The organism is Gilliamella sp. M0320 (assembly GCF_016101635.1).
Lineage (GTDB): Bacteria > Pseudomonadota > Gammaproteobacteria > Enterobacterales > Orbaceae > Gilliamella > Gilliamella apis.
This window is the reverse complement of the sequence record NZ_JACFQD010000002.1, coordinates 231,129-254,122: the sequence shown is the minus strand read 5'-3', so window position 1 is coordinate 254,122 and position 22,994 is coordinate 231,129. Positions and strand designations below refer to the sequence as shown.

Sequence of the window (22,994 nt, the reverse complement as noted above, 5' to 3'; positions counted from 1 at the left end):
TACCTGGTTAAAAAGCGTAAATTATGGCCTTTTTTCTTCAGTTAAAAGTAAAGAGAATATGGCTTTTTAGGTGGCCTTTTTTTAGCTTCTATACAGTGGTCAGTAATTATTAAATGCAGCCCATCGAGCCTGTCGGTTAGCATCAAATGTTGATATGGGTTGATTTTGATACTCTCCCTTAAATAGAGGCGATTCACATTGAAATCATTATCCGCTAAACCGATAATTTTCAGTTGTTGTTTGATGATTCGCCTTTGTTGTTCACAATCATTAGTCACCGTACAGTTATTGACAGAACTCCAAGGCGTGCGTTCCGCCCGCAATGGTGATGCTTGATTGGCCTTTACACTATTTAGGCTACTCTTGGGTACTAACCGCCATTTTGTTAATCTGGTGTAAATAGTCGATGCAATCCCATGAATTGGCGCATAGATGCCTTTTATTTTTTTGATGATCTCCTCATATTGATTCAGCTTATCTTCATAAGCCAGGCGGACTTTAAGGTCTTTACGTTTGACTAATGGTCCTCCTTGATGCGCGGTATAAGCTGCCCAATCCCCAATATCAGCTGACGCTAATACCGGATCGATAATATCATCAGTCACTTTTTTGCTTTTTAAACGCCGTAGTTCTCGCCAAACACTGACAGGTGCGCCACCCAATTGTTGAAATTGACGAATCTTCCAGCGACTAGCCCAAGCGGTGATCGCTTTCGATGACGCTTTTAAGTTTTCGCCAGTTTGGGTATCTATTTCATTTTCGAGCGCATATCCGTCAATGTTTTTGGCAATATATTTGGCGATATAACCGGTTGCCGATCCTTTTTTCTTATCAATATCTTTAAATTCAAAGCGATTGATGGCGGCTCCTTTTTCATCACCATCTTCATCCATGGCATATATCCACATACTATAAAAAGCTTTTTGGATATCTTCTGGGCGCATAAAGATTAAAATATGCCAGTGAGGGGTACCGTCATGGTGAGGTTCGGCAACTCGAAAACCAAAAAATTGAATATTTTCCCGATTTAATTTAGCTCGAATTCGTGACCAAACTTTGCATAGATAGGCCTGTGTTTCTCGTGGAGTATTGCCTTGCCAGTTTTCAACAAAACCGCCTTTGGCATGCGCGCTGTGATATTTGGCGGGAGCCGTTAAGGTTATAAATGCGCCTTGGTAACCTAGCTCATCGGCCAAATCCTCAAAACCTCGCATCCGCGTCATCAGTTCTACTCGTCTGATAGCTGGATTCGCAATTGATTTATACACTTGCAAATCAAGAGGAATTTGTTCGCCAGTATCTTGATTTTCAATCATCATCTTTTCAAGATATTTTTGATTGCGACGCTTTTGCTCCTTCCACTCCATTTGACAGCTACGGCTAGCATACGGCGAGGCCTTTTTTTGTACTTGACCTACAGCAATGGCTAAATGCTCATGCTCAAAATCCCGACGCGTCTTTAATTTACGCTGCCACCATTCATGATTGGTTATTTTAGCCAATGCCTTAATGCAATTTTCGTTGGTTAATTTATTATGGTTAAAATCGTTCAAATAGGGTGGGGGAATGCTGATACCGCTTAGTTCTTTTAAAACGCTACGATAAAGTTTCTGCTCCAAACTATCGCTTTCAATATGATTAGCGGTCAAGCAAAAGTCCTGATCTGCAAGGCAACGTTGAATGTGTTTATTCAGATAATTACTTATTTCAACACTTAAATTGGCCAACTTTTTAGTGCCTAAAGTCGCTAATTGAGCAAATTCATCAGCAAAATTAATTGCTAAGGCACTAGGACTAGCAGCTTGATAATGTGCTTTAACTTGCGATAATCGTGCCTGAATATTGCCACCTAAGGTTTGCCGTAAAAAGCTGTTGGCAGCTTTTCGTCCTTCAGCTTGAAAAAGATTAATATATTTATCAGCAAAATAGCCAGCTAAAAAATCAGGTAAATCAGCAAAATATTGTGCACGGAAAGAATGATCTTCTTGGTCAACTTGCCACAATTTAATTTCATTATAGCTGATAGATTGTGGCATTTTTTTGCCACAATCAAACTGGGCTATTGGCGTTCTTACTATTTTTTTATTAGGTAAATACTGCCCTATATTTTCATAGTAATCACGCATAGCTAATAATAAAGAATGTTTATTTTTAGCAGGAATAACGGGCAAGAAGAATGGTTGGCTGATCATAAATTCTCGGTCGCAATTATCGTTTAGCAAACTGTTCTTTTAGATTTTGACAATCCACGCACAGTTGACAACCTTTTAACAATTGTCGGCGTTTTTCTGGGATTGGCTCACCACACTCTATACAATCCTTTGCTGATTCACCGGCAAAGGTTTGCCGATTAGCCAATAGATTATCCAGTTCAAGTTGAGCTAAATCATTTGCTTGGTCTATAATATCTCGCATTAGGCTTCAGTCTCATAGCTTTGGTTACGAAGCTTTTGCCCTTCTTGATAAAGGAGTTCATTTACTTCGCTTGCGGTTAAACCTTTATCAACAATATGTCCGCCTAATTGCATTAAACGGCTGATATAGCGATCACAAAGTCGTTGCTCGGTTTCTTGTTTAATTTGCTCGGTTAGATCTTGTAATTTACTTTGAGTGATATTGTTTAAATACATCATATTTCCTCATCTGGTTAGTTATTATTGTTTGGTAAAATCTTGAGGCTCGCAGTGGGCAAAAACATCAACGATGGCTTGCAAACGGCGAAGTCCGATTTCTAAATGGTCTATTTCATTATCGTTGAGCTGATCAAAGTTCAGATTACGTTCTGAATATGGCAATCTTGTGTTTAATGGTGTTATGCCTGCTGCTGCTAATAACAGTCTTTTTTGTCCAGGCTTTAACCGATTAAAATTACTGCGAACTAAGCTGCGATGCCCATGTATCAATTGATATAAATGTCTTATATGTTCAAGTTGACGAGCTCGTTCGATATTATTCATCGCTCTTCCTTCAATGATTGTGTTTAATCAAAAAAGAGCCATTTCTTGCGAAAAAGGCCTTGGCGTTATTAACTGATTTAAGTTCGGTTTAACGGTGTTTAACTGGCCATAATTTAACGATTTTCCCATTATTTTTTTCGATCCAACCATTTGGATTATGCTTATTAGTTTGAATAAAAATGACCAAAGGTTGTGTCGTCGATTTTTGACTTAAATAGATAGCCTGACTCATATTATTGCTCCTGCAAATTTAGTTCAGGATTAAACGCCTTGGCGCCTTCAAGAGTTAGGGCGGTCATATTAATTAATGTTGTCGAACGGTCATGCTTACCGGTAATTTTTTTCTTTCTTGTCGGCAGCAATCCTTCATGGACATATTTTTTAACAGTACGGGGATTCATACCCGAAACACGGGCAAATTCATCCACCGTGACATAAGGAGCTGAAATAGTGATTGAAATTGTTGTCATCATAGTGCATTATTCCTAGCATAAATATGCTTATGTGTAATTATGTGTATTTATGTGTAAAATTAAACATAATATAATTTATCATTAAGCTTGGCTTAATGTCAATTATATTTTTATCTTTTATTTAATCTAGGCTTAATTTAATATGAGTATTAATTTTAATTCTGGTGGTGCTAAAGTATTGGACCGGATCATTGAAGCATATGGTTTCAAATCCAAAGTGGAATACAGCAATTATTTAGGTACATCGGCAGCAAGCTTATCAATCCGTTATCGACGAGATTTATTTCCATCAGATCTGGTGGTTAAATGTATGGATGAAACGGGGGCATCATTACAATGGCTAGCGACCGGAGAAGGGCAATTTAATCCTGCAGATCAGACTAAAGAAACCATAATATCTGACGAAACATTAATAAAACTTGAACGATTAGCAAGCTTAAAAGAAAAGGGAGCTATTACTGAACAAGAGTTTAATGAATTAAAAGCGCAGTTAATTTAAATTAAGTTAGGATGAATTGCCGTTATGTCAGTAAGAAAACAACCTAATGGAAAATGGTTATTTGAAAAATATCTCCCTGGTGGCCGTCGAATCCGTAAGAACTTTGCCACCAAGGGAGAAGCATTGGCATATGAAAACTATCTTGAAGAGCAAGCTAATGAAAAACCATGGATTAATGAAAAAATCGATAAACGCCGTTTATCGGAATTAATCCAAAGCTGGTATTCGCTGCATGGCCAAACCCTTAAAGATGGGCAAACTCGCTTAAAAGCCATGCTATTTGCGAGTGAATGTATGGATAATCCATTAGCAAACAATTTCACCGCTAAACAATTCACAACATATCGCCAAAAACGAATTGAGGGTGAGATATATCGCACCGACCGCATTAAAACCGTTGCGCCCAGAACAATGAACCTTGAATTAACCTATTTCAAAGCGATGTTTAACGAGTTGATTCGATTGGGGGAGTGGCAACATAAAAATCCGCTAGAACTGGTTCGCTCATTTAAAACTGACGAACAAGAGATGGCTTATCTAACCAAAGAACAAATCCAATCGCTACTCAACTCATGTGAGCAAAGTAGTGCTAAAGATCTTACCATCATTGTCAAAATCTGCTTAGCAACCGGCGCTAGATGGAGTGAAGCTGAAAGCTTAAAAAGCGCACAAGTCAAAGATGGAAAAATCACTTATATCAACACCAAAGGTAAACGCAACCGCACCATTCCAATCAGTGACGAACTATATCAACAAATTCCAAACAAAAATGGCCAACTTTTTACCGCCTGCTATTCAGCCTTTCGCTCGGCACTAGATAGAACCGGCATCGAACTCCCCGAACGCCAATTAACCCATGTATTACGCCACACCTTTGCCAGCCACTTCATGATGAATGGTGGCAACATATTAGTCCTACAAAAAATCTTAGGCCACACCGACATCAAAATGACCATGCGCTACGCCCACTTTGCCCCAGATCACTTCGAAGATGCGGTGAGATTGAATCCACTGGAACATGATTAATAACACCGTGTTTTACAGAAGCTATAAAACAAAAAATAAACGCCACTTAAACAAAAAATGGCGGTAAACTGGCGATCGAATATGATTTTATAGCGCTTTATATGTGTTTATATGCAATCTCAACCTATTGATTAATATGTAAATTATTGATTTAAAAAGACCTTGCAAAGAACTCATAATCGATTGGTCACTGGTTCAAGTTAAGTCGTAAAATCTATTAAATGTTTTATCACTGTTCATTTTAAAATATAGATATTAGTTTCACCATATCTAAATTGCTTTTTGAATAATATTAAACTAATCTTAATCCTTAAAAAAACATTATTAATAAACAATTCTCCAACGGATTAACAGGAAGTTTAATGATATTTTCAAGGATTAGGTGTGTTAAACGTTATTAAATATTTGCTTAAAGATTCTGTATTGATCGTTCTCTTCTTCATATTCTACTTTAGTATGGACATAACATATTATGTAGTTTTAGAAAATCGCCACTCGTTTATTAGCAATATGGGTAAGCCAATTGTTGATGTTTTATTTGCTATCGCGGTTGTAGTTGAAATTATTTTCTTTCTCTCAATGTTGATAAAACTATTTGTTGTTAATAGTACACATTGGTTAACCTCTTATTTAGGATTAATATTTGGGTTAGCATTTTCTTTTGTTTGGCTATTTATTTTATATGTTTATTTCAACCAATATAATGGTGGGGGATGGGATGGTTTAGGGTTTCTCGTTTGGGCGTTTTTGCCTGCGATTGGCAGTTTTATAAGTTATATTATTTTAATACTTATCAGAATGTTATATTTTTTATATTGTGTTTTATCTAAATAATATTTTTTTGACTACCTGTCGTTTTTTTGATATTGCTTGAGAGAATTATTTTGCCATCTAAAGTAGAATGCATAACTGATTACTAAGCAGTTAAATATTAATTTTATTAGCGTGTAATCATATTTAATTGGATGAGATTTTTACCGGTTAACAGTGAAGTTAACTTAAGTTTTTAAGGATTAATTATGCCCAAAATTATTAAATATTTATCTAAAGATAAATTATGGATCTGTCTTTTTGGGGTTACTTATTTGGCATTTATAATTACTTATAATATTTTTTCATTAAAAAGCATATTCTATATTAGTCATGTAGCTGCATATGTCCTTCAGATAATATTTTGTATAACAATAGTTTTTGAAATTGTTTTTTTCCTAATACAATTAATAAAATTATTTATTACACCTCGGACACATTTATTAACTTCTTTTATAGGATTATTTTGTGGATTAGTTTTCTCTTTTGGCTGGTTTGGTTTTTTAAATTTTTATTTTGATTATTTTGATTATGGTTATAACAATGATTTGGGATTCATCCTTGCGGCGTTTATTCCTGCGCTAGGTTGCTTTTTAGGTTACATTATTTTAGTTTTGATTAAAACTTTAAGATGTTTATGTTGTTTTTTCCTTGTTAAACAATCCAATGATTCTTATCCATAAAGTAAAATATATTAAGAAAGCCTTTTAAAAAATTAGCTGCATTTTATTGAGTATTCGTCAGTTATTTTAAGATGATTGAGTACTTTTTCTTATTTGTTATTTGTTAATTGCTTTTAATACGCCATTATTATCAATTTGAGATAAGACAGAATTACCTTGCTCATTTTATCGAGTATTTAAACTTAAAAATCTAAATTTTTTATATTTTAAAGCTCTTTTAGCGAAGATATTGAGAGTTTATTCAATCTTGACTTGATTTTTGTTTCAATCAGCGTTTATATATAACTGTAATAAGTAAATCGGCTTATTATTTATAACATTTTACTGGAGGAGCTTATAATGGTACAAAAATTTGCTGCATACGGTAGTGATGTTTCAGCTGGCACTTATAAATGTGCTGATTGTGGCTATGTATATTCAAACCAAAGTAAAAAATCGTTACCCCCTTGTCCTGATCATAATAAAAAGCCACATAGTAAGAATGGTTGGTATGTGGTTAGTGGTCAAGGTGATTCAGTTAAAGATCCTCATCATACTAAAAAATAACAGTAATAATTTTATGTTGTAACTTTAAAAGGTAACACTCAGTGTTACCTTTTTGGTTATTAAGTATCGTTATTAAATTTTATTCTCGAATTTTTGGCTTTTGCCAATAAGTTTATTTTGAAATTGTGATCTTTATCACGTCGAAAAATAAAAGCAATATTTCATTCATTGCTAACCCTACCTTTCATTATTACCTATGGCTAATTTAGAAATGACTTGATTTATGGTAATAAAAAACTAGTTGTAATCATTTCCCGCCAAATATATGTCTTTCAGTAAAAAGGAAATTCAGTCATTTTTTGGCAATTTAGCGATTCTAATAAACTGCAAAGAAGATCACAATTTCATCAATATTTGATGTTTATACTAAGTCTAATATGTGCTTATTGAAAAAATTGTTTGTCCTTCAGGAGGTAATAATGAAAAAAAATATGAAAAAATTGGTTGTGTTAGGTGTGTTATCTGCATTGTGTTTACCAACAGGCGCTGCTTGGGCTAAAGATTATCAGTTATCAGGAAAAAATACTCAAGTTAAATTGGCTAAGGATGATAGTCAAAATAGTATTACAGCACTAAATATTATTAATCCATTGAATAATGATTCGGTAAAAATTGAAACGTTGTTTGAGATTGTTTTAGCATCAGGAGATAAGTTAACCGATAAAGATTTTTCACTAGATAAAGTGCAACAACAAGATACAGGTATGATATTAAATTATACTGGTCATGATATGTCGATTGAGACTGTTGTTAATCTAAATGATGATAAACATTTTGCTAGTTATGAATTAAGAATCACACCTAAGAATAAAGCACTTTCAATGTCATCAGTATCATTAATGCCATTCCGTTCACAGGCACCATTTGTGTATGGTTCAGTGGTAAGTTCACCGATTATTAGTGATACCTTCTTTATCATTCCAGAAAATCCATTAACCAATACGGTTGCTTATGAAGGTGGTGTATCACAAAAAATTCCACAAGCTATTCCATTACAAGCTGAACATACTTTAAGTTATAAAACTTACATTGGTACTTATGAAAAAGGTCAGTTAAGACGTAACATTAACCAGTTCATTGATAGTGTTCGTCAACGTCCATATAGTCCTTATTTACACTATAACTCATGGCTAGATATAGGATTCTTTAATCCTTATACTGAAAAAGAAGCCTTATTGAGAATCGATCAATATGGTGAGGAATTGGTAAAAAAACGTCAGGTAAAATTGGATGGATATTTATTTGACGATGGTTGGGATAATCTAAAAGGGAACTGGGGATTTAGTGCCAATTTCCCTAATGAATTTAATAATTTGAAAGCAGCTTCTGATAAGTATCAAACGGCACTCGGGATTTGGTTATCACCATGGGGCGGTTATAATAAACCACGTGATAAACGTGTTGCTAACGCGCCTGAATTTGGTTATGAAACTATGGATGGTAAATTAGCCTTATCTGGGCCAAATTATTATACTAACTTCCATAAACGAATCCTCGAATTGATTAATAACCAAAACATAACCATGTTTAAACTTGATGGAACGGGTAATGCTGATAAGGTTATCGCTGGTAGCCAATTTACTAGTGATTTTGATGCTGCTATCCATTTAATTGAAGATATGCGCAGTGCTAATCCAAATCTTTACATCAATTTAACCACCGGTACTCAAGCAACGCCTTCATGGTTATTCTATGCCGATTCAATATGGCGCGGCGGGGATGATGTTAACTACTATGGACCTGGTAGCAAAGTGCAACAATGGTTAACTTATCGTGATGCAGAGACTTATCGTTCTATAATTCTGAAAGGTCCACTATTTCCGCTTAACTCCTTAATGTTGCATGGTATTGTCTATGCAAAACAGGCGAAAAATCTTGATAAAGAAAGTGAAACAGATTTTGCCGATCAGGTATGGAGCTACTTTGCAACAGGTACTCAATTGCAAGAGATGTATATTACACCTGAATTATTAACGACCCAAAATTGGGATACTCTTGCTACAGCAGCAAAATGGGCAAGAACTAATAAAGATGTTTTATTTGATAGCCATTGGATAGGTAAAGACCCGACAAAATTAGGAGTATATGGTTGGGCTGGTTGGAGTAAAGATAAAGCAATTATCACTTTACGTAATCCATCTGATAAACAGCAAGTTTACTATCTAGATTTACAAAATGATTTAGAATTACCAAATAATGCAACTGATCGTTTTCAAATTAAAATTGATTATGCTAGTAAGTTACATGCAAAGAAACCAACAACTATTTCGAAAACAGCAATGTTAACGCTTGAACCTTTTGAAACAGTTATCATGTCATTAACCCCACAATAACCTATAAAGTGCCTTACTATGTAAAGGTAAGGCACTTAATTTTCAAGATTTTATTTGGAATTATGTTTACTATCAATAGATAAATTTAGTAAATAAATTTTGTCAAAAAAATTCAACTTATCCTCTATAACCTATATATTTGGGTATCTCAAAATTAAAGCTAAAAAATCCCCATATCAAGTTAAATTTTGGTTTAAAGATTATTAAATTGAGGAAAAATTTTTGCTGAGTAATTGGTATTAGTGATAAAAATATTCAAAGTTGAAATGATCAATATTTGTTTAATTTGATTTAAATTCTTACAATAAATTGTTAAGTTGGCTTTTTTTATCAGAAATATTGTGTAAGATAGCAGATATTTTTATTAATCATTATTATTTAGACCATTAAATAAATTAAAATATTTAAGATAACAATAAAAATATAATTATTTATCAATAGTTTTGATTAGAAATAGAGTTATAAGGTATAGAGTAAGGAAAAATGATGAAAAAAGTTATTAAATTGACAGTGTTGCTTTCAAGCCTTTTTATGTTTACGACCGTAAATGCAGCTACAGCCGATAAAAATACGGGAGTAAAGGTTACTAAAGCATTAGCAGATAGTGCAAAACGCTCATTGTTAGGAGAAAAAGGTAAATTTCCTATTCAAGTAGAGGCCGGTTATGAAGTTACCAATATTACCGCGAATATTAATAATGTGGTTTTTGAATACAAAATGCCTTCAGATAGCCAAAGTACCCCTTTGAATGATTTTATGGAGAATGTTAGATTAGGGCTTAATAGTCAATTTTGTGATAAACCTGATGTCGTAAATGTCTTAAAAACTTATGACATTCGTTTTATTTTCCGTTTTCAATTTTCTGATGATCGTAATATTCCTACCACTTTATCAATCAAAGAAATCTGTGAGTTAGAATAGGGAAATATTAGTTTATTCGCTATTAGGTGAATTTTAGTAATGAATCGAAACGTTGAGGTATTAATTTTGATTCATTACTAAGTTAACGACTTAATTAAAATTTTCTTCTTATTTTTTACCATCCAAAACTGCTAGTTTGATTAGGTTATAATTTATTAAGAATTACTTGCCGTTAGTTGAGCAGCGTTATCTAGTTGAAGTTTGTTTCTTAATAATATTTTTTCCAAAATAGACGTATATAATGGCATTCCACCCAACGCTTGGGCTATGAGTGTTGCACCTAAGCAAGTAATAATCATCGGTAAAATAAGCTGATAATTATCTGACATTTCCATTACCAAGACAATTCCTGTGAGTGGTGCTCGTACGGTTGCCGCAAATAATCCCCCCATTCCAATGATAGCGCACGCACCAAGTTCAATATGATAATTTGGGTAAATTTGTTGCGCAATCACCCCAAAAGCGATCCCAACCGTTGTCCCTAAGGCTAAGGTAGGGGCAAATATGCCACCTGGCGCACCGGAACTAAAGCATAAAACGGTAGTGATAAAGCGTAAACATAAAATAATCATCAATGTATTGATAGCGTAATTGCCAGAAACGGCATCGGGAATAAAATCAAAACCACTACCAGTTATTTCAGGGAGGATGAAGCTTATAACTCCAAATAACCCTGCCAAACAAAATCCAGTGATAACAAAGTAGTATTGATTAAATTGATAAAATTGTTTGAATCGCTCTTGTAAGGTCAATATGCACTTATTTGATAAAACACCAATAACGCCAAAAAAAGTCCCTAACAAGAGATAGAGCCATAAAGATTCAATAGGAACAGCATTAAAGTGGCCGATCTGAAAGACTGATTCCTGATTATATAAAAATTGATACATGATACTGGCCATAATCACGCCAACAAAAATGGCTTTTATTGAGGTCAAATTGTAGCGAAACTGTGGGCGCATCTCTTCTATAATAAACAGTATTCCAGCTAACGGCGCATTAAATGCTGCAGTAATGCCTGCGGCGGCTCCCGTTGCTAAAAAAGTATGCCGATAAGCTTTATTTTTAACTTTGAGCAGATCAGAGACCATTGCACCAATATTACCACCGAGTTGAACAGTAGGGCCTTCACGACCTAACACCATACCAGAGCCCAAAGCACCAATGCCACCAATAAATTTAACTGGTAGGACAGATCGCCAACGAACTGGACGTAAATCAAGTAATGCACCTTCAATTTCTGGTATACCTGAACCGCCAGATTCAGGAGCAAAACGTTTGACTAAATAGTAAGCTAACCCGCCCATTGTTCCTGTGATAGCAAAGATTAACAGATAATTAATTATTTCATTGTCGATTAGATCAAATAATAACGTTTTACGCAGTGAGATAACCCAATTCACTGCATATTGAAATAATACGCCAACAATACCTGTGATAGTGCCGATAACACCGGCAACTATTAGTACGATTAGAGGGGCTTTATCCTGAAAACTACGTATTTTATGATAAAGTTGAATTCTTTTTTTGATAGCAGAATAACTAGGCACAATATTGACTGTAATTAGAACAATGAAGGCAAATTTTACGCCTGTTTAATCGAAAAAGATAGTTTCAAATTTGTACTAAAATACTTGCTACTAGGACGATTATCTGATTAAAAACCTGCGATAATGCGCCATTAAGCAGTAATATAGCTGCGCGATTTTTTAATCCAAATAACTAAAAATATTGTTCGGCCAAAACTAAATAAACTGTAAGCCAGCCATAATCCATGATTTCCCCAAACTGGTACTGCAAAATATTGTGTTATCAACCAAAGCAATAACGCTAATAACATTGAATCACGGATTGATGAAGTGTAACTAATACCAGAAAAAACACCATAATAGATCAATCCACCGGCGGCAACGATAGGGAATATAATTAACCATGTTTGATATTGCAGAGTAAGATTTATAATTTCCGTTTGATTAGTAAGTAGCTTGATAATTGAGGTGTCAAACGCCAACCAAATAGCAATTATTATAATTGGGCAAATAAAACAGGCTTGCAATGACCAGCGTAAAGTTTGGTTATAGAGCTCCATACTTTTATTGCCCTTCGAGCGACCACTAAATACACTTGATGCATTAGCAAAACCATCAAACAGATATGCCATCATATAATGGATCTGAAATAAGACGGCATTAGCGGCTAATACTTCGGTATCGAATGTTGAGCCAATCGAAATAAAATGATTGGTGACTATTAATAAACAGATAGTCCTTATCATTAGATTGGTATTGACTAAAATGACCCCTTTTAATGATTGCCATGACAAAATAGCTTTTAAGTCGGTTTTTTGATGCGTTTTTGGTAGATATCGATAGATAAACCAAATCCCGATTAAAGAACAACTTATTTGGGCGATTAACGTTGCGAATGCGACTCCTTTGATGTCCCAACGAAACCACCAGACAAAAAGCATCGCCATTATAATATTAAGTACATTGATGAAAACTTGTAAAAATAATACTGCTTTCACTTTAGAGATACCCATTAACCAACCAACTAACACATAATTGATAAGCACAAAAGGTGCCCCCCAAATTAACACGGAAAAATAGCTATTAGCATAGCGTTGAACTTCTTGATTAGGATTGATGATCTGCATTGAAGCAGAAAAAATGAACTTTTGAAAAATAATAAATACCAAACCTAAAAAAATCGCAATAAATAGAGGGCGAATAAGCGAAGATTTTAGTAACAATGCGTTATCTAAGGCTTGAGCTGCGAAACCTGTGGTACTGACTCTTAAAAAGCCAAATAACCAGTAAATGGTATTGAATATTACTGTTCCTATGGCAATTCCAGCAATAAAAGCAGGATTAGGTAAATGACCAACTAAAGCAGTATCAACTACGCCAAGCAGGGGAGTGGTGATAGTTGACAGTACAAAGGGAATCACTAATTTAAGATAATCAATAAACTGATACTGTTGATTTGATATTGATGGGTTTGCCATTTTTTAAAAACCTAAAACTGATTCGAGAAGTTGGATAGAGTAAGGGTTTTTGACTTGATTAAGTTTGTCTATACTATCAATATATTCAATGATCTCACCTTTATAAAAAAATGCCACTTTGTTACAAAGATAAGTAATGGTCGTTAGGTCGTGGGTGATAAAAATACTGGTAAGATTTAATTGCTTTTGTAAATCGGCAAGTAGTGACAATATTTGGGTTTGTACTGAGATATCTAATGAACTCACAGCTTCATCAAATAAGATAAATTGCGGAGAGCAGGCAATTGCTCTGGCAATGCAAACACGCTGTAATTGACCACCACTCATTTGGTGAGCAAAACGATTATAAAAAGAGCTGTCTAAACCGACTTGTTCTAATAAAGCGTTAATACGCAGCTTACGGTCATCTTTGGCTAGTTTTTCATAGATGTCAATCGGTTCAGCAATAATCTGGGCTGCAGTAAAATACGGATTGACTGAGGCATTATAATCTTGAAATACCGCACTGATATCTTTACGCATTGCTGACTTTTTCCAAGCCCGTTTAGCTATATCCTGACCATTAAAATAGATGTTACCACTATCAGGTTTTTCTAAACCTAAAATCAGTTTACCTAATGTGCTTTTACCACTACCACTTTCGCCAATAATGCCAAGACATTCACCTTGTTTTAGTTCGAATGAAACGCCATTGATGACGGTATTCTTTTTTCGGCTAAACAGATTTTGATTCGGTTGTAAAAAAGATTTTTTTACATTTTCAACTTGTAATAACGGTGGCATTAAGTTGTCTCCGTGATCAAATTTGGATTATTGAAACCAATAATAGCATTGAACTTATTTAATAACTGTTTGCGTGTGTCTATCAAGTAACGAGTATAGTCATGTTGAGGATGGTAAAAAATTTGTTCACGACTACCTGATTCCACAATCTTCCCTTTATTCATCACAATAATATCATCAGCAATATGATGAATCACACCTAAATCATGAGAGATAAAAATCACGGTTGTTTTCGAGTTCTGTTTTATCTCGGTAAACATTTTTAAAATATGAAATTGGCTAATTGAATCAAGTGCTGTAGTGGGTTCATCAGCAATGATGAGTTCTGGTTCAAGCATTAATGCCAAACCAATCATTATTCTCTGTAACATGCCACCACTTAATTGATGAGGATATTTTTTATAGATCTCTTGTGGATTATTAAGGCCAATATTTTCAATCATTTCTAACGCTTTTGTCATGGCTTGCTTTTTGTTAATATCTTGATGTGCTTGCAGTGTTTCAACTACTTGCTTGCCAATACAATACAGTGGATCAAAAGCACTCATAGGATGTTGTAATATTATCGAAATTACCTTACCACGTATCTGCTTTAAGGTTTGTTTATTCTGTTGTAATAGATCACCATTATTAGCTAAGGTTAGTTTAGCTTGGTGTGGCTTAAATAATATTTGACCTGACACATCAAAATAGGGCTCTAACAATCCGATAATGGCTTTACATGTTAAACTTTTGCCACTGCCACTTTCACCAACGATACCTAAACATGAATGACGATTAATTGTAAATGAGACATCATCTAATAGCTTGTTACCATTGTCGAGGGTAACCGTAAGTTTATTCACTTCTAATAGCGAGCTACTCATGCTTTTGGTCCTTAGGATCTAAAATATCTCTTAAACAATCACCTAACATATTAAATGCGGCAACGACAATTAAAATTGCAATACCTGGAAAGACCATCTGCATCGGATGTTGGGTCATGACATTTTTCGCTTCACTTAACATTAACCCCCACTCGGCAGTAGGTGCTTGAACACCTAATCCAATAAAGGATAGTGCTGAGATATTTAAAATTACCCAACCTGTATCTAAGGTTGCTAATACCACCAGCTCTGACATAACATTAGGTAATAAATGACGGCAAATAATAAACGAATGTGGTGCGCCAATTGCACGTGAAAAAAGGATATAATTTTTTCGGCTATATTTTATGACTGAACTACGAATCATGCGGCTATACCATGCCCATTTAACCACAATATTGGCGATAATGACGTTTTCAATACCTACGCCTAATACACCAACAATCGCTAAAATCATGACTTGGCTAGGAAATGACAGCATAATGTCACAAAGGCGCATAATGCATTCATCAAGTTTGCCTCGTTGATAACCTGAGATAAGGCCAATCAGACTACCAACTACGATAGTGATGATCATGGTAAGTAAGGATAAAAACAGCGTAGAACGGATACCATAAAGCAAACGCGATAAAATATCGCGACCAAGATGATCACAACCAAGCCAATGTTGGCTAGATATGGCGGCATATTTACGCACTATACGAACTTTATTGGGATCATACGGTGCGATATAAGGTGCTAAAATACCTAATATAACGATTGTGGTGATTATGATTAAACAGATTAAAGCTGTTTTATTGTTAATCAGTTGTTTAGTTATATTCATACGGCACCACCATTATCTCGTAATCGTGGATCTAACCATTGATGAATGATATCAACAATAAAATTACAAACTACAAATAGAATAGCCATGATAAGAATATAAGCTTGAATGACCGGATAATCACGGTTCATGATGGCCGCGATACATAAACGACCAAGTCCTGGCCACGAAAAGATATATTCGACGACAAAAGATCCAGCTATTAATTGCGGAATAGTCATACCTAAAGCCGTGATAGTCGTATGTAGAGAATTAACTAACACATGTTTAACAATTATCGTTGTTTCTTTTAAACCTCGGCTACGAGCATAAAATACCGAATAATTATGCATATTTTCCAACATGTTATTACGTATAAAACGAATATAAGTTGAGATATAGACAAACGATAAGGTTAAGGTAGGTAAAATGAGATTTTGCCATGTTCCGTAACCGTTGGTTGGCAGTAAATCTAAATAATTGGCAAATAGCCAAATAAAGAGTAAACCTAACCAATAACTAGGCATTGCAGTACCTAGAAAGATAATGATACGAACAATATGATCAAACGCTGAGTTGGCAAAGATGGCACATAAAACACCTAAAATTAAACTGATGATAAGTGTAAATGCAAATGCCGACATCGCTAAAATTAATGTCGGAATTAAACTGCGGATCATCTCATCCCAAACTAGTCTATCTCGATGAATAAATGAACGACCAAAATCAAGATGTAAAACATCATATAGCCAAATAAAATAGCGTTCTAAAAAAGGTTTATTCAATCCCAATTCTTGACGCATACTTTCAATAGCATCTGGTGTTGGCATGATTTCGTTTAAGCGTAATGCAACTTCTGCAGGATCGGATGGAGCTAAATTAATAAGAAAAAAAGCGATAAAAGAGATACCGAATAATATCGGTATCATCATCATTAAACGTTTAATAATATAATTTAACATTATTCGCCAATAATATTAGTTTATTAAAAATGCATTTTCTCAAATGGAATATCAAATTGAGAAGGGGCGAACTCAATTCCTTTTAGAGATTTAACCGCAATCGCACGATTACGCTCATAAGTCAGCGGAATATAAACCGCTTCATTATGCAAGGTTTCTAGCACATAACGGAATAGATCTTGTCGCTCTTTTTCATCAGTTGAAATTAATGCTTTACTAATACTCGCATCAATTTGTGGTTTTTCTTTCAAGCCTTGTTGCGCCATATAATCACCATAAACCGGTAATTTCATTCCTGACAAAAATGATTGCGGATCATATGGTGTTCCCCATGAAATATCGAATACCATATCAAAATCACCCGCTTTTTGGCGATCACGATAACCTTGCTCTTCTTCACCATGAATATTAAGCTTTAATCCCACTTGCTCAAATTCGTCTTGCATATATTGGGCAATAGTTTTTTGAGAGGCAGTATTACTATCATAATAAAGAGTGATCTCAAACGGTTTACCATCTTTTTGGCGATAATCTTCACCTTTAACTTTTAGCCAGCCAGCTTTATCCAGTAGTGTTTCAGCTAATTTTGTATCGTATACATATGGTTTTAAACCAATGTTGGCATAAGGAATATTGGTTGCCATCAATGTATCCGCTGGAGCTTCGCTATTATTGAATATACCTTCTGAGATATCTTTCTTACTGATAATATGTTCAATAGCTTGGCGGACATTAACATCACTCAATTGGTTTCTCGTCGTATTCATTAAAACAATTCGACTGGAAACCGGTTTAGACATTAAGGTTTGAAACTTATCCATGCTAGAAAAACGCTCAAATGAATCCGCATCAACCATATTTTTACCATAAATCAGATCGATTTCACCTTTTTCAAGAGCCATTAGTCGACTTTGATTATCTGCGATTACTTTCATAGTCACTTTTTTCAGTAACGGTTTAGTACCCCAATAAGTTGGATTGGCATTAAACACTGCATACTGATCTTTCTTATGATCACCTAAAACATATGGGCCGGTACCAATATAAGATTTCACGCCATTTTTAGTTTCACCATCAATCATAGAATTTGGGGAAATAAATCGCATAGGGCGAGTGACGGCAATTTCAATCATAAAAGGGTAGTAAGGCTCAGAAAGATTAACCTCAAGAGTATAATCATCTACCGCTTTGACTTCAGTTATTAAACGCACCATTTCTAACCAAGTATGACGAACTTTGTTAGATAACACGGCATCCCAATTCAGTTTGGCACTGTGCGCATCAAATTTTGCTCCATCACTGAATGTGACATCTTTTCTTAATTTGAAGGTGTAAGTTTTACCTTCGTTAGTGATAGTCCAGCTTTCTGCCAGCCATGGAGAAAAAGTGCCATCTTCATTATAGTGAACTAATGATTCATACAGCATATTTTGTGCCCACATTTCACCTGAATATAAATGTGGATTTAAATCACGAATATCACGAAAATTTGCGAAAGTAATGTCATCTTTGGCTAAACAATTAAGGCTAAAGCAACTTAAGACCAAGACGATAAGTAATTTTTTTAAATGAGGAAAGTTAAAAGACATACCTATTCCATAAAATAATTATATTTTGGGGTAGCAACAATACAATAAATGATAATGATAATCAATATCACCTATACAATTTGCTTAAAATATAAGCAAAATACTATGAATAAATTTTAAGCGACAAATAACTCTAAACTTTATAGGGTTATTTACTAAAATGGTAGCATATATTAAATAACTAGCAATGAAAAGATAAAATAATCAGACAATTATTATCAAATTGCTTTATAATGTTTACGATTATTCATTTTTTCGATTATTTAGGAATCATTACATGTCATTTGACTCTCTTGGCTTAGATGCCAAGATTTTAAAAGCTATTGAAGAACAACACTATACCGATCCCACTCCTATCCAACAACAAGCTATTCCCGTAATACTGTCAGGTAAAGATTTAATGGCTAGTGCCCAAACCGGTACCGGTAAAACCGCAGGTTTTGGTTTACCCATTTTGCAAAAATTGCATCAAATGCAATTAAGAAATTCAGCTAAATCAGAACCGAAAAAAAGTAAACGCCCTTTATATGCCTTAATTTTAGCGCCAACACGTGAGTTAGCCGCGCAAATAGGTGAAAATATTCGTGATTATAGTCGTTATTTATCTATTCGTTCATTAGTAGTATTTGGTGGTGTTAGTATTAATCCTCAAATGATGAAACTTCGCGGTGGGGTGGATATTTTAATTGCTACCCCAGGACGATTATTAGATTTAGTACACCAAAATGCAGTCGATCTTTCGCCGGTAAAAATTTTAGTTCTAGATGAGGCCGATCGTATGTTAGATATGGGCTTTATCCATGATATCCGTCGTGTGATCGCTAAATTACCGAAAAAACGCCAAAATTTACTTTTTTCTGCCACCTTTTCTGACGAGATAAAAGGATTAGCGAATACCATCTTAAATTCGCCTGAATCGATTGCTGTGGCGAAAACCAATAGTGCATCTGAGCAAATTACGCAATATGTGCATCGGGTGGATAAGCGCCGTAAGCGTGAATTGCTCTCTTATTTAATTGGCAAAAATCAATGGCAACAGGTGTTAATTTTTTCTCGAACCAAGTATGGCGCTAATCACTTAGCAGAACAATTAACCAAAGATGGCATTAAAGCGTCGGCAATTCATGGTAATAAGAGTCAGGGCGCCAGAACGAAAGCGTTAGCTGATTTTAAGTCGGGACAAATACGAGCATTAGTTGCTACAGATATTGCCGCCAGAGGATTGGATATTGAGTTATTACCTTATGTTATTAATTATGAGCTGCCACAAGTAGCAGAAGATTATGTTCATCGAATTGGTCGAACAGGGCGAGCGCAAAATCAAGGTCAAGCTATATCGCTGGTTTGTATTGATGAACTTGCTCAATTAAAATCAATTGAGAAATTACTTAGAAAGCCGATTCCAGAAATTTTTACTCAAGGATTTGAAGTCGATCCTCGAATTAAAGCGGAGCCAGTCAAAAAAGCGCCAGCCAGACGAGCTCCAACAAAAAGAAGAAGTGCTGATAAATCTCGAACTTCTAAAAATCATCAGAATAGTATGAAGCAATCAAGCCATCATACACATTCTAAAACTAACTAAATTATTAAAAAGCAGAAGGATATTATTATGGCTAAGGTTAATCGCAGTCGTCGTTTAAGAAAAAAATTACATATTGAAGAATTTAAAGAGTTAGGTTTTACTGTAAGCTGGTCATTTGACGAAGGAACTAATGAAGAAACCATCGATAACGTTGTCGATCAATTTATCGTTGAAGCAATACAAGCTAATGGTTTGGCTTACGAAGGAAGTGGTTATTTGACTTGGAAGGGGATTATTTGTACCCAAAAATTAGGTAACTGTACTGAAGAGGATCGTGACAATGTCACTAAATGGCTTGAGAGTCATGGATTAAAAAATGTTAAAACCAGCGCTTTAATCGATATTTGGTGGGATGAATTAGATTTTTAATTCTTTATAACCAGCCAATAAAAAAATGGCCACTTATGTGGCTATTTTTATTGCTTTTTAAGCACCTTTATTCGATGCCTTGACTTCGCAAGTAATCTTCATAATTACCTGTATAATCAATCACTTTTTCTGGCGTGATTTCAATAATACGGCTAGCCAGTGAGCTGACAAATTCGCGGTCATGCGATACAAAAAATAACGTTCCTTGATAAAGCTCTAATGCCATATTTAATGATTCGATCGATTCCATATCAAGGTGATTGGTAGGTTCATCCATGACAATGATATTTGGTCGTTGCATCATCAATTTGCCAAACAGCATACGGCCTTTTTCACCACCAGATAGAACTTTAACTTGCTTTTTAATATCATCTTGGGAGAACAATAATCGACCTAAAATACTACGTACCGCTTGTTCATCATCATTAGGTTGTTTCCATTGACTCATCCATTCAAATACAGTTAAGTCCTGTTCAAACTCATATTCATGATCTTGCGCATAATAACCAATATTGGCATTTTCTGACCATTTAATATCACCTTGTTCTGGTGTTAATTCATTCATGAAGGTTTTAAGTAGGGTAGTTTTACCGATACCGTTAGTCCCTAAAATTGCTACTTTTTCGCCAACTTCGACCATGAGATTAAGATTTTTAAATAAAGGACCATTGTCGAAACCTTTAGTGAGGTTTTCTACCACTAGTGCATTACGAAATAGTTTTTTATCTTGCTCAAAGCGAATAAATGGGTTTTGTCGGCTGGATGCCTTGACTTCTTCCAATTTTATTTTTTCAATTTGTCTTGCTCGTGATGTTGCTTGTTTTGATTTAGCGGCATTAGCGCTAAAGCGACTGACGAAGGATTGTAATTCACTTATTTGTGCTTTCTTTTTCGCATTATCAGCTAATAAACGTTCTCTTGCTTGAGTAGCGGCAGTCATATAATCATCATAATTGCCAGGATAAATACGAAGTTCACCATAATCCATATCGGCCATATGGGTACAGACCATGTTAAGAAAATGGCGATCATGGGATATGATGATCATCGTGCTTTCACGTTCATTTAAGGTATCTTCCAACCAACGGATAGTATCAATATCTAAGTTATTGGTTGGTTCGTCGAGTAATAAAATATCCGGATTTGAAAATAGTGCTTGGGCTAATAATACCCGTAGTTTCCAACCAGGAGCAATTTCGCTCATTAGGCCATAATGTTGTTCGATAGGAATACCAACTCCAAGCAATAATTCACCAGCTCTCGCCTCCGCACTATAACCATCCATTTCGGCATATTGGGTCTCTAAATCAGCGACTTTAAAACCGTCTTCCTCACTCATTTCTGCTAACGAGTAAATGCGATCACGTTCTTGCTTGATTTGCCATAATTCTGTATGTCCCATAATTACGGTATCGAGAACAGTAAATTCCTCAAAAGCAAATTGATCTTGGCGTAATTTACCCAATCTTTCATGTGGATCAAGCGATACATTGCCTGAAGTTGGCACTAAATCGCCACCAATAATTTTCATAAAAGTTGATTTACCACTCCCATTGGCGCCAATTAATCCATAACGATTACCATTCCCAAATTTGACGGAAATATTTTCAAATAGAGGCTTACTGCCGAATTGCATTGTGATATTGCTTGTTGTTAACACTGATAATTACTCTCGAATTGATTTGCAACTAAACCGTAAAGCTCTTTATGAGATTTAAAGTAACTGGCAAAAATGTGATTTAGCTCACATTATGCCATAATAATGTCCTTTTTAGCAGTTTAGTTGTTAATTTTGTGCTTAAAAAGTTTTGTTTGGCAAAATTTTTTTACCATTGGTAAACATTTGGCTTTAATTATTGTTTACATTGTTAAAACGAATTGTTACCATGCCTGACTTTTTATTTTTGGTACAAGTTTGCTATGTATTACCTTATTTTTGTCACCATTGTTTGGTCGTTTTCATTTAGTTTTATTGCGGTTTATTTAAGTGGTCAAGTTGATACTTGGTTTGCGGTAGTCATGCGCGTTTTGCTGGCTTTTATTACCTTTATTCCTTTTTTACGTTTAAAAAATGTCTCTGTAAAGCAGATGTTGCTTTTGATGGGAGTAGGTGCATGCCAATTAGGAATTATGTACTTCTTTTATTACAACTCATTCCAATATATTTCGGTACCAGAGGTTTTATTATTTACCATTTCAACACCAATTTATGTCACTATTATTTATGATTTACTGCAAGGGCATCGACTAAGACTTAATTATTTATTAACGGCCATTATAGCGGTCATTGGTGCGGCAATTATCCGTTATGACCTCATCAGTCGTGATTTTATCATTGGCTTTTTATTAATTCAGGGTGCCAATATCGTCTTTGCTTTAGGACAAGTCGGTTATAAACGTATTATGGAACTCTATCCATTACCGCAACATCAAGCTTTTGCTTGGGTCTATTTTGGCGCAATAGTTGTAGCAACTATTGGTTGGTTATTATTTGGTAATGCTGACAAACTGCCTACCACTCAATTACAGTGGGGGATTATTATTTGGTTAGGTGTTGTGGCTTCGGGATTATGTTATTTTTTATGGAATTTAGGTGCGACTAAAGTCGATTCTGGCACACTGGCGATTATGAATAATTTGGTTATTCCAACCGGTATTTTAGTCAATGTCATTATATGGCACCAATCAATAGATTGGGGCCGATTCACTGTTGGTAGTGCGGTTATTGTTTTTGCTTTGATTTTACACCACAAATTCAAAAATTTTGCGGTGAAATAAGTTTA

At 34.9% G+C, this 22,994-nt stretch carries 24 protein-coding genes; 10 read left to right on the top strand and 14 right to left on the bottom strand.

The window, feature by feature from the left end:
• Positions 1-41: 41 nt before the first annotated feature.
• The 6 genes from H3T83_RS03695 to H3T83_RS03670 all read right to left on the bottom strand — a co-directional run bounded on the left by H3T83_RS03695 (position 42) and on the right by H3T83_RS03670 (position 3,430).
• On the bottom strand, positions 42-2,192 hold the full coding sequence (locus H3T83_RS03695) for a replication endonuclease (protein ID WP_198215133.1): 2,151 nt from the start codon (positions 2,190-2,192) through the stop codon (positions 42-44).
• Between the two features lie 16 nt (positions 2,193-2,208).
• Positions 2,209-2,415 carry a TraR/DksA C4-type zinc finger protein gene (locus H3T83_RS03690; protein ID WP_198215132.1) on the bottom strand — a complete coding sequence of 69 codons (207 nt, stop codon included), beginning with the start codon at positions 2,413-2,415 and terminating at the stop codon, positions 2,209-2,211.
• Entirely contained in the window at positions 2,415-2,630 is a 216-nt protein-coding gene (locus H3T83_RS03685) for a DUF2732 family protein (protein WP_034882228.1), read from the bottom strand. The genes H3T83_RS03690 and H3T83_RS03685 overlap by 1 nt, the downstream gene beginning before the upstream one ends.
• A gap of 24 nt (positions 2,631-2,654) precedes the next feature.
• Positions 2,655-2,957, bottom strand: a complete 303-nt coding sequence (locus H3T83_RS03680; protein ID WP_198215131.1) for a hypothetical protein — start codon at positions 2,955-2,957, stop codon at positions 2,655-2,657.
• An 88-nt stretch (positions 2,958-3,045) separates the two neighbouring features.
• Positions 3,046-3,189 carry a hypothetical protein gene (locus H3T83_RS03675; protein ID WP_165756045.1) on the bottom strand — a complete coding sequence of 48 codons (144 nt, stop codon included), beginning with the start codon at positions 3,187-3,189 and terminating at the stop codon, positions 3,046-3,048.
• Position 3,190: 1 nt separating this feature from the next.
• Positions 3,191-3,430: a MerR family transcriptional regulator gene (locus H3T83_RS03670; protein ID WP_065651188.1), complete on the bottom strand. Its 240-nt coding sequence runs from the start codon at positions 3,428-3,430 to the stop codon at positions 3,191-3,193.
• Between the two features lie 142 nt (positions 3,431-3,572).
• Between H3T83_RS03670 and H3T83_RS03665 the strand changes: the two genes are divergently transcribed.
• The 7 genes from H3T83_RS03665 to H3T83_RS03635 all read left to right on the top strand — a co-directional run bounded on the left by H3T83_RS03665 (position 3,573) and on the right by H3T83_RS03635 (position 10,248).
• A complete protein-coding gene (locus H3T83_RS03665) occupies positions 3,573-3,929 on the top strand; it encodes a helix-turn-helix domain-containing protein (protein ID WP_065651187.1) in 357 nt (118 codons plus the stop codon).
• A 24-nt stretch (positions 3,930-3,953) separates the two neighbouring features.
• A complete protein-coding gene (locus H3T83_RS03660) occupies positions 3,954-4,955 on the top strand; it encodes a tyrosine-type recombinase/integrase (protein WP_110423410.1) in 1,002 nt (333 codons plus the stop codon).
• A gap of 384 nt (positions 4,956-5,339) precedes the next feature.
• Positions 5,340-5,789 (top strand): hypothetical protein, encoded by a 450-nt coding sequence (locus H3T83_RS03655; protein ID WP_198198257.1) that lies wholly within the window; start codon positions 5,340-5,342, stop codon positions 5,787-5,789.
• A gap of 185 nt (positions 5,790-5,974) precedes the next feature.
• Positions 5,975-6,448 (top strand): hypothetical protein, encoded by a 474-nt coding sequence (locus H3T83_RS03650; protein WP_065578824.1) that lies wholly within the window; start codon positions 5,975-5,977, stop codon positions 6,446-6,448.
• A gap of 339 nt (positions 6,449-6,787) precedes the next feature.
• Entirely contained in the window at positions 6,788-6,994 is a 207-nt protein-coding gene (locus H3T83_RS03645) for a hypothetical protein (protein ID WP_065578823.1), read from the top strand.
• Between the two features lie 419 nt (positions 6,995-7,413).
• Complete coding sequence (locus H3T83_RS03640; protein WP_198215130.1) at positions 7,414-9,327, top strand: hypothetical protein; 1,914 nt, start codon at positions 7,414-7,416, stop codon at positions 9,325-9,327.
• 486 nt (positions 9,328-9,813) lie between these two features.
• A complete protein-coding gene (locus H3T83_RS03635) occupies positions 9,814-10,248 on the top strand; it encodes a hypothetical protein (protein ID WP_198215129.1) in 435 nt (144 codons plus the stop codon).
• Positions 10,249-10,403: 155 nt separating this feature from the next.
• Here H3T83_RS03635 and clcA read toward each other — a convergent pair whose 3' ends face one another.
• The 7 genes from clcA to nikA form a co-directional block, all read right to left on the bottom strand.
• The gene (clcA, locus tag H3T83_RS03630) at positions 10,404-11,798 is read right to left on the bottom strand and encodes a H(+)/Cl(-) exchange transporter ClcA (RefSeq protein WP_198215128.1); all 1,395 of its coding nucleotides are present in this window, start codon (positions 11,796-11,798) and stop codon (positions 10,404-10,406) included.
• Positions 11,799-11,929: 131 nt separating this feature from the next.
• Positions 11,930-13,255 carry an MATE family efflux transporter gene (locus H3T83_RS03625; RefSeq protein WP_198215127.1) on the bottom strand — a complete coding sequence of 442 codons (1,326 nt, stop codon included), beginning with the start codon at positions 13,253-13,255 and terminating at the stop codon, positions 11,930-11,932.
• A 3-nt stretch (positions 13,256-13,258) separates the two neighbouring features.
• Entirely contained in the window at positions 13,259-14,038 is a 780-nt protein-coding gene (locus H3T83_RS03620; RefSeq protein ID WP_198215126.1) for an ABC transporter ATP-binding protein, read from the bottom strand.
• Positions 14,038-14,904 (bottom strand): ABC transporter ATP-binding protein, encoded by an 867-nt coding sequence (locus tag H3T83_RS03615; RefSeq protein ID WP_198192079.1) that lies wholly within the window; start codon positions 14,902-14,904, stop codon positions 14,038-14,040. The genes H3T83_RS03620 and H3T83_RS03615 overlap by 1 nt, the downstream gene beginning before the upstream one ends.
• Positions 14,897-15,724 (bottom strand): nickel/cobalt ABC transporter permease, encoded by an 828-nt coding sequence (gene opp1C / locus H3T83_RS03610; RefSeq protein WP_370528001.1) that lies wholly within the window; start codon positions 15,722-15,724, stop codon positions 14,897-14,899. The genes H3T83_RS03615 and opp1C overlap by 8 nt, the downstream gene beginning before the upstream one ends.
• A gap of 2 nt (positions 15,725-15,726) precedes the next feature.
• Positions 15,727-16,671 (bottom strand): nickel/cobalt ABC transporter permease, encoded by a 945-nt coding sequence (gene opp1B / locus H3T83_RS03605; protein WP_065651177.1) that lies wholly within the window; start codon positions 16,669-16,671, stop codon positions 15,727-15,729.
• 23 nt (positions 16,672-16,694) lie between these two features.
• Positions 16,695-18,260 carry a nickel ABC transporter substrate-binding protein gene (gene nikA, locus H3T83_RS03600; RefSeq protein ID WP_198215124.1) on the bottom strand — a complete coding sequence of 522 codons (1,566 nt, stop codon included), beginning with the start codon at positions 18,258-18,260 and terminating at the stop codon, positions 16,695-16,697.
• A 277-nt stretch (positions 18,261-18,537) separates the two neighbouring features.
• Here nikA and rhlE point away from each other — a divergent pair, with 277 nt between their 5' ends.
• Positions 18,538-19,842, top strand: coding sequence for an ATP-dependent RNA helicase RhlE (rhlE, locus tag H3T83_RS03595; RefSeq protein ID WP_198215123.1), 1,305 nt, complete (start codon positions 18,538-18,540; stop codon positions 19,840-19,842).
• Positions 19,843-19,869: 27 nt separating this feature from the next.
• Positions 19,870-20,211: a YggL family protein gene (locus tag H3T83_RS03590; RefSeq protein ID WP_065651175.1), complete on the top strand. Its 342-nt coding sequence runs from the start codon at positions 19,870-19,872 to the stop codon at positions 20,209-20,211.
• A gap of 67 nt (positions 20,212-20,278) precedes the next feature.
• Here the strand turns inward: H3T83_RS03590 and H3T83_RS03585 are convergent, their stop codons facing one another.
• Entirely contained in the window at positions 20,279-21,871 is a 1,593-nt protein-coding gene (locus H3T83_RS03585) for an ABC-F family ATPase (protein ID WP_198215122.1), read from the bottom strand.
• A gap of 260 nt (positions 21,872-22,131) precedes the next feature.
• On the opposite strand from H3T83_RS03585, the gene H3T83_RS03580 reads away from it, so the two are divergent.
• Positions 22,132-22,989: a carboxylate/amino acid/amine transporter gene (locus H3T83_RS03580; protein WP_198215121.1), complete on the top strand. Its 858-nt coding sequence runs from the start codon at positions 22,132-22,134 to the stop codon at positions 22,987-22,989.
• Positions 22,990-22,994: the final 5 nt, after the last annotated feature.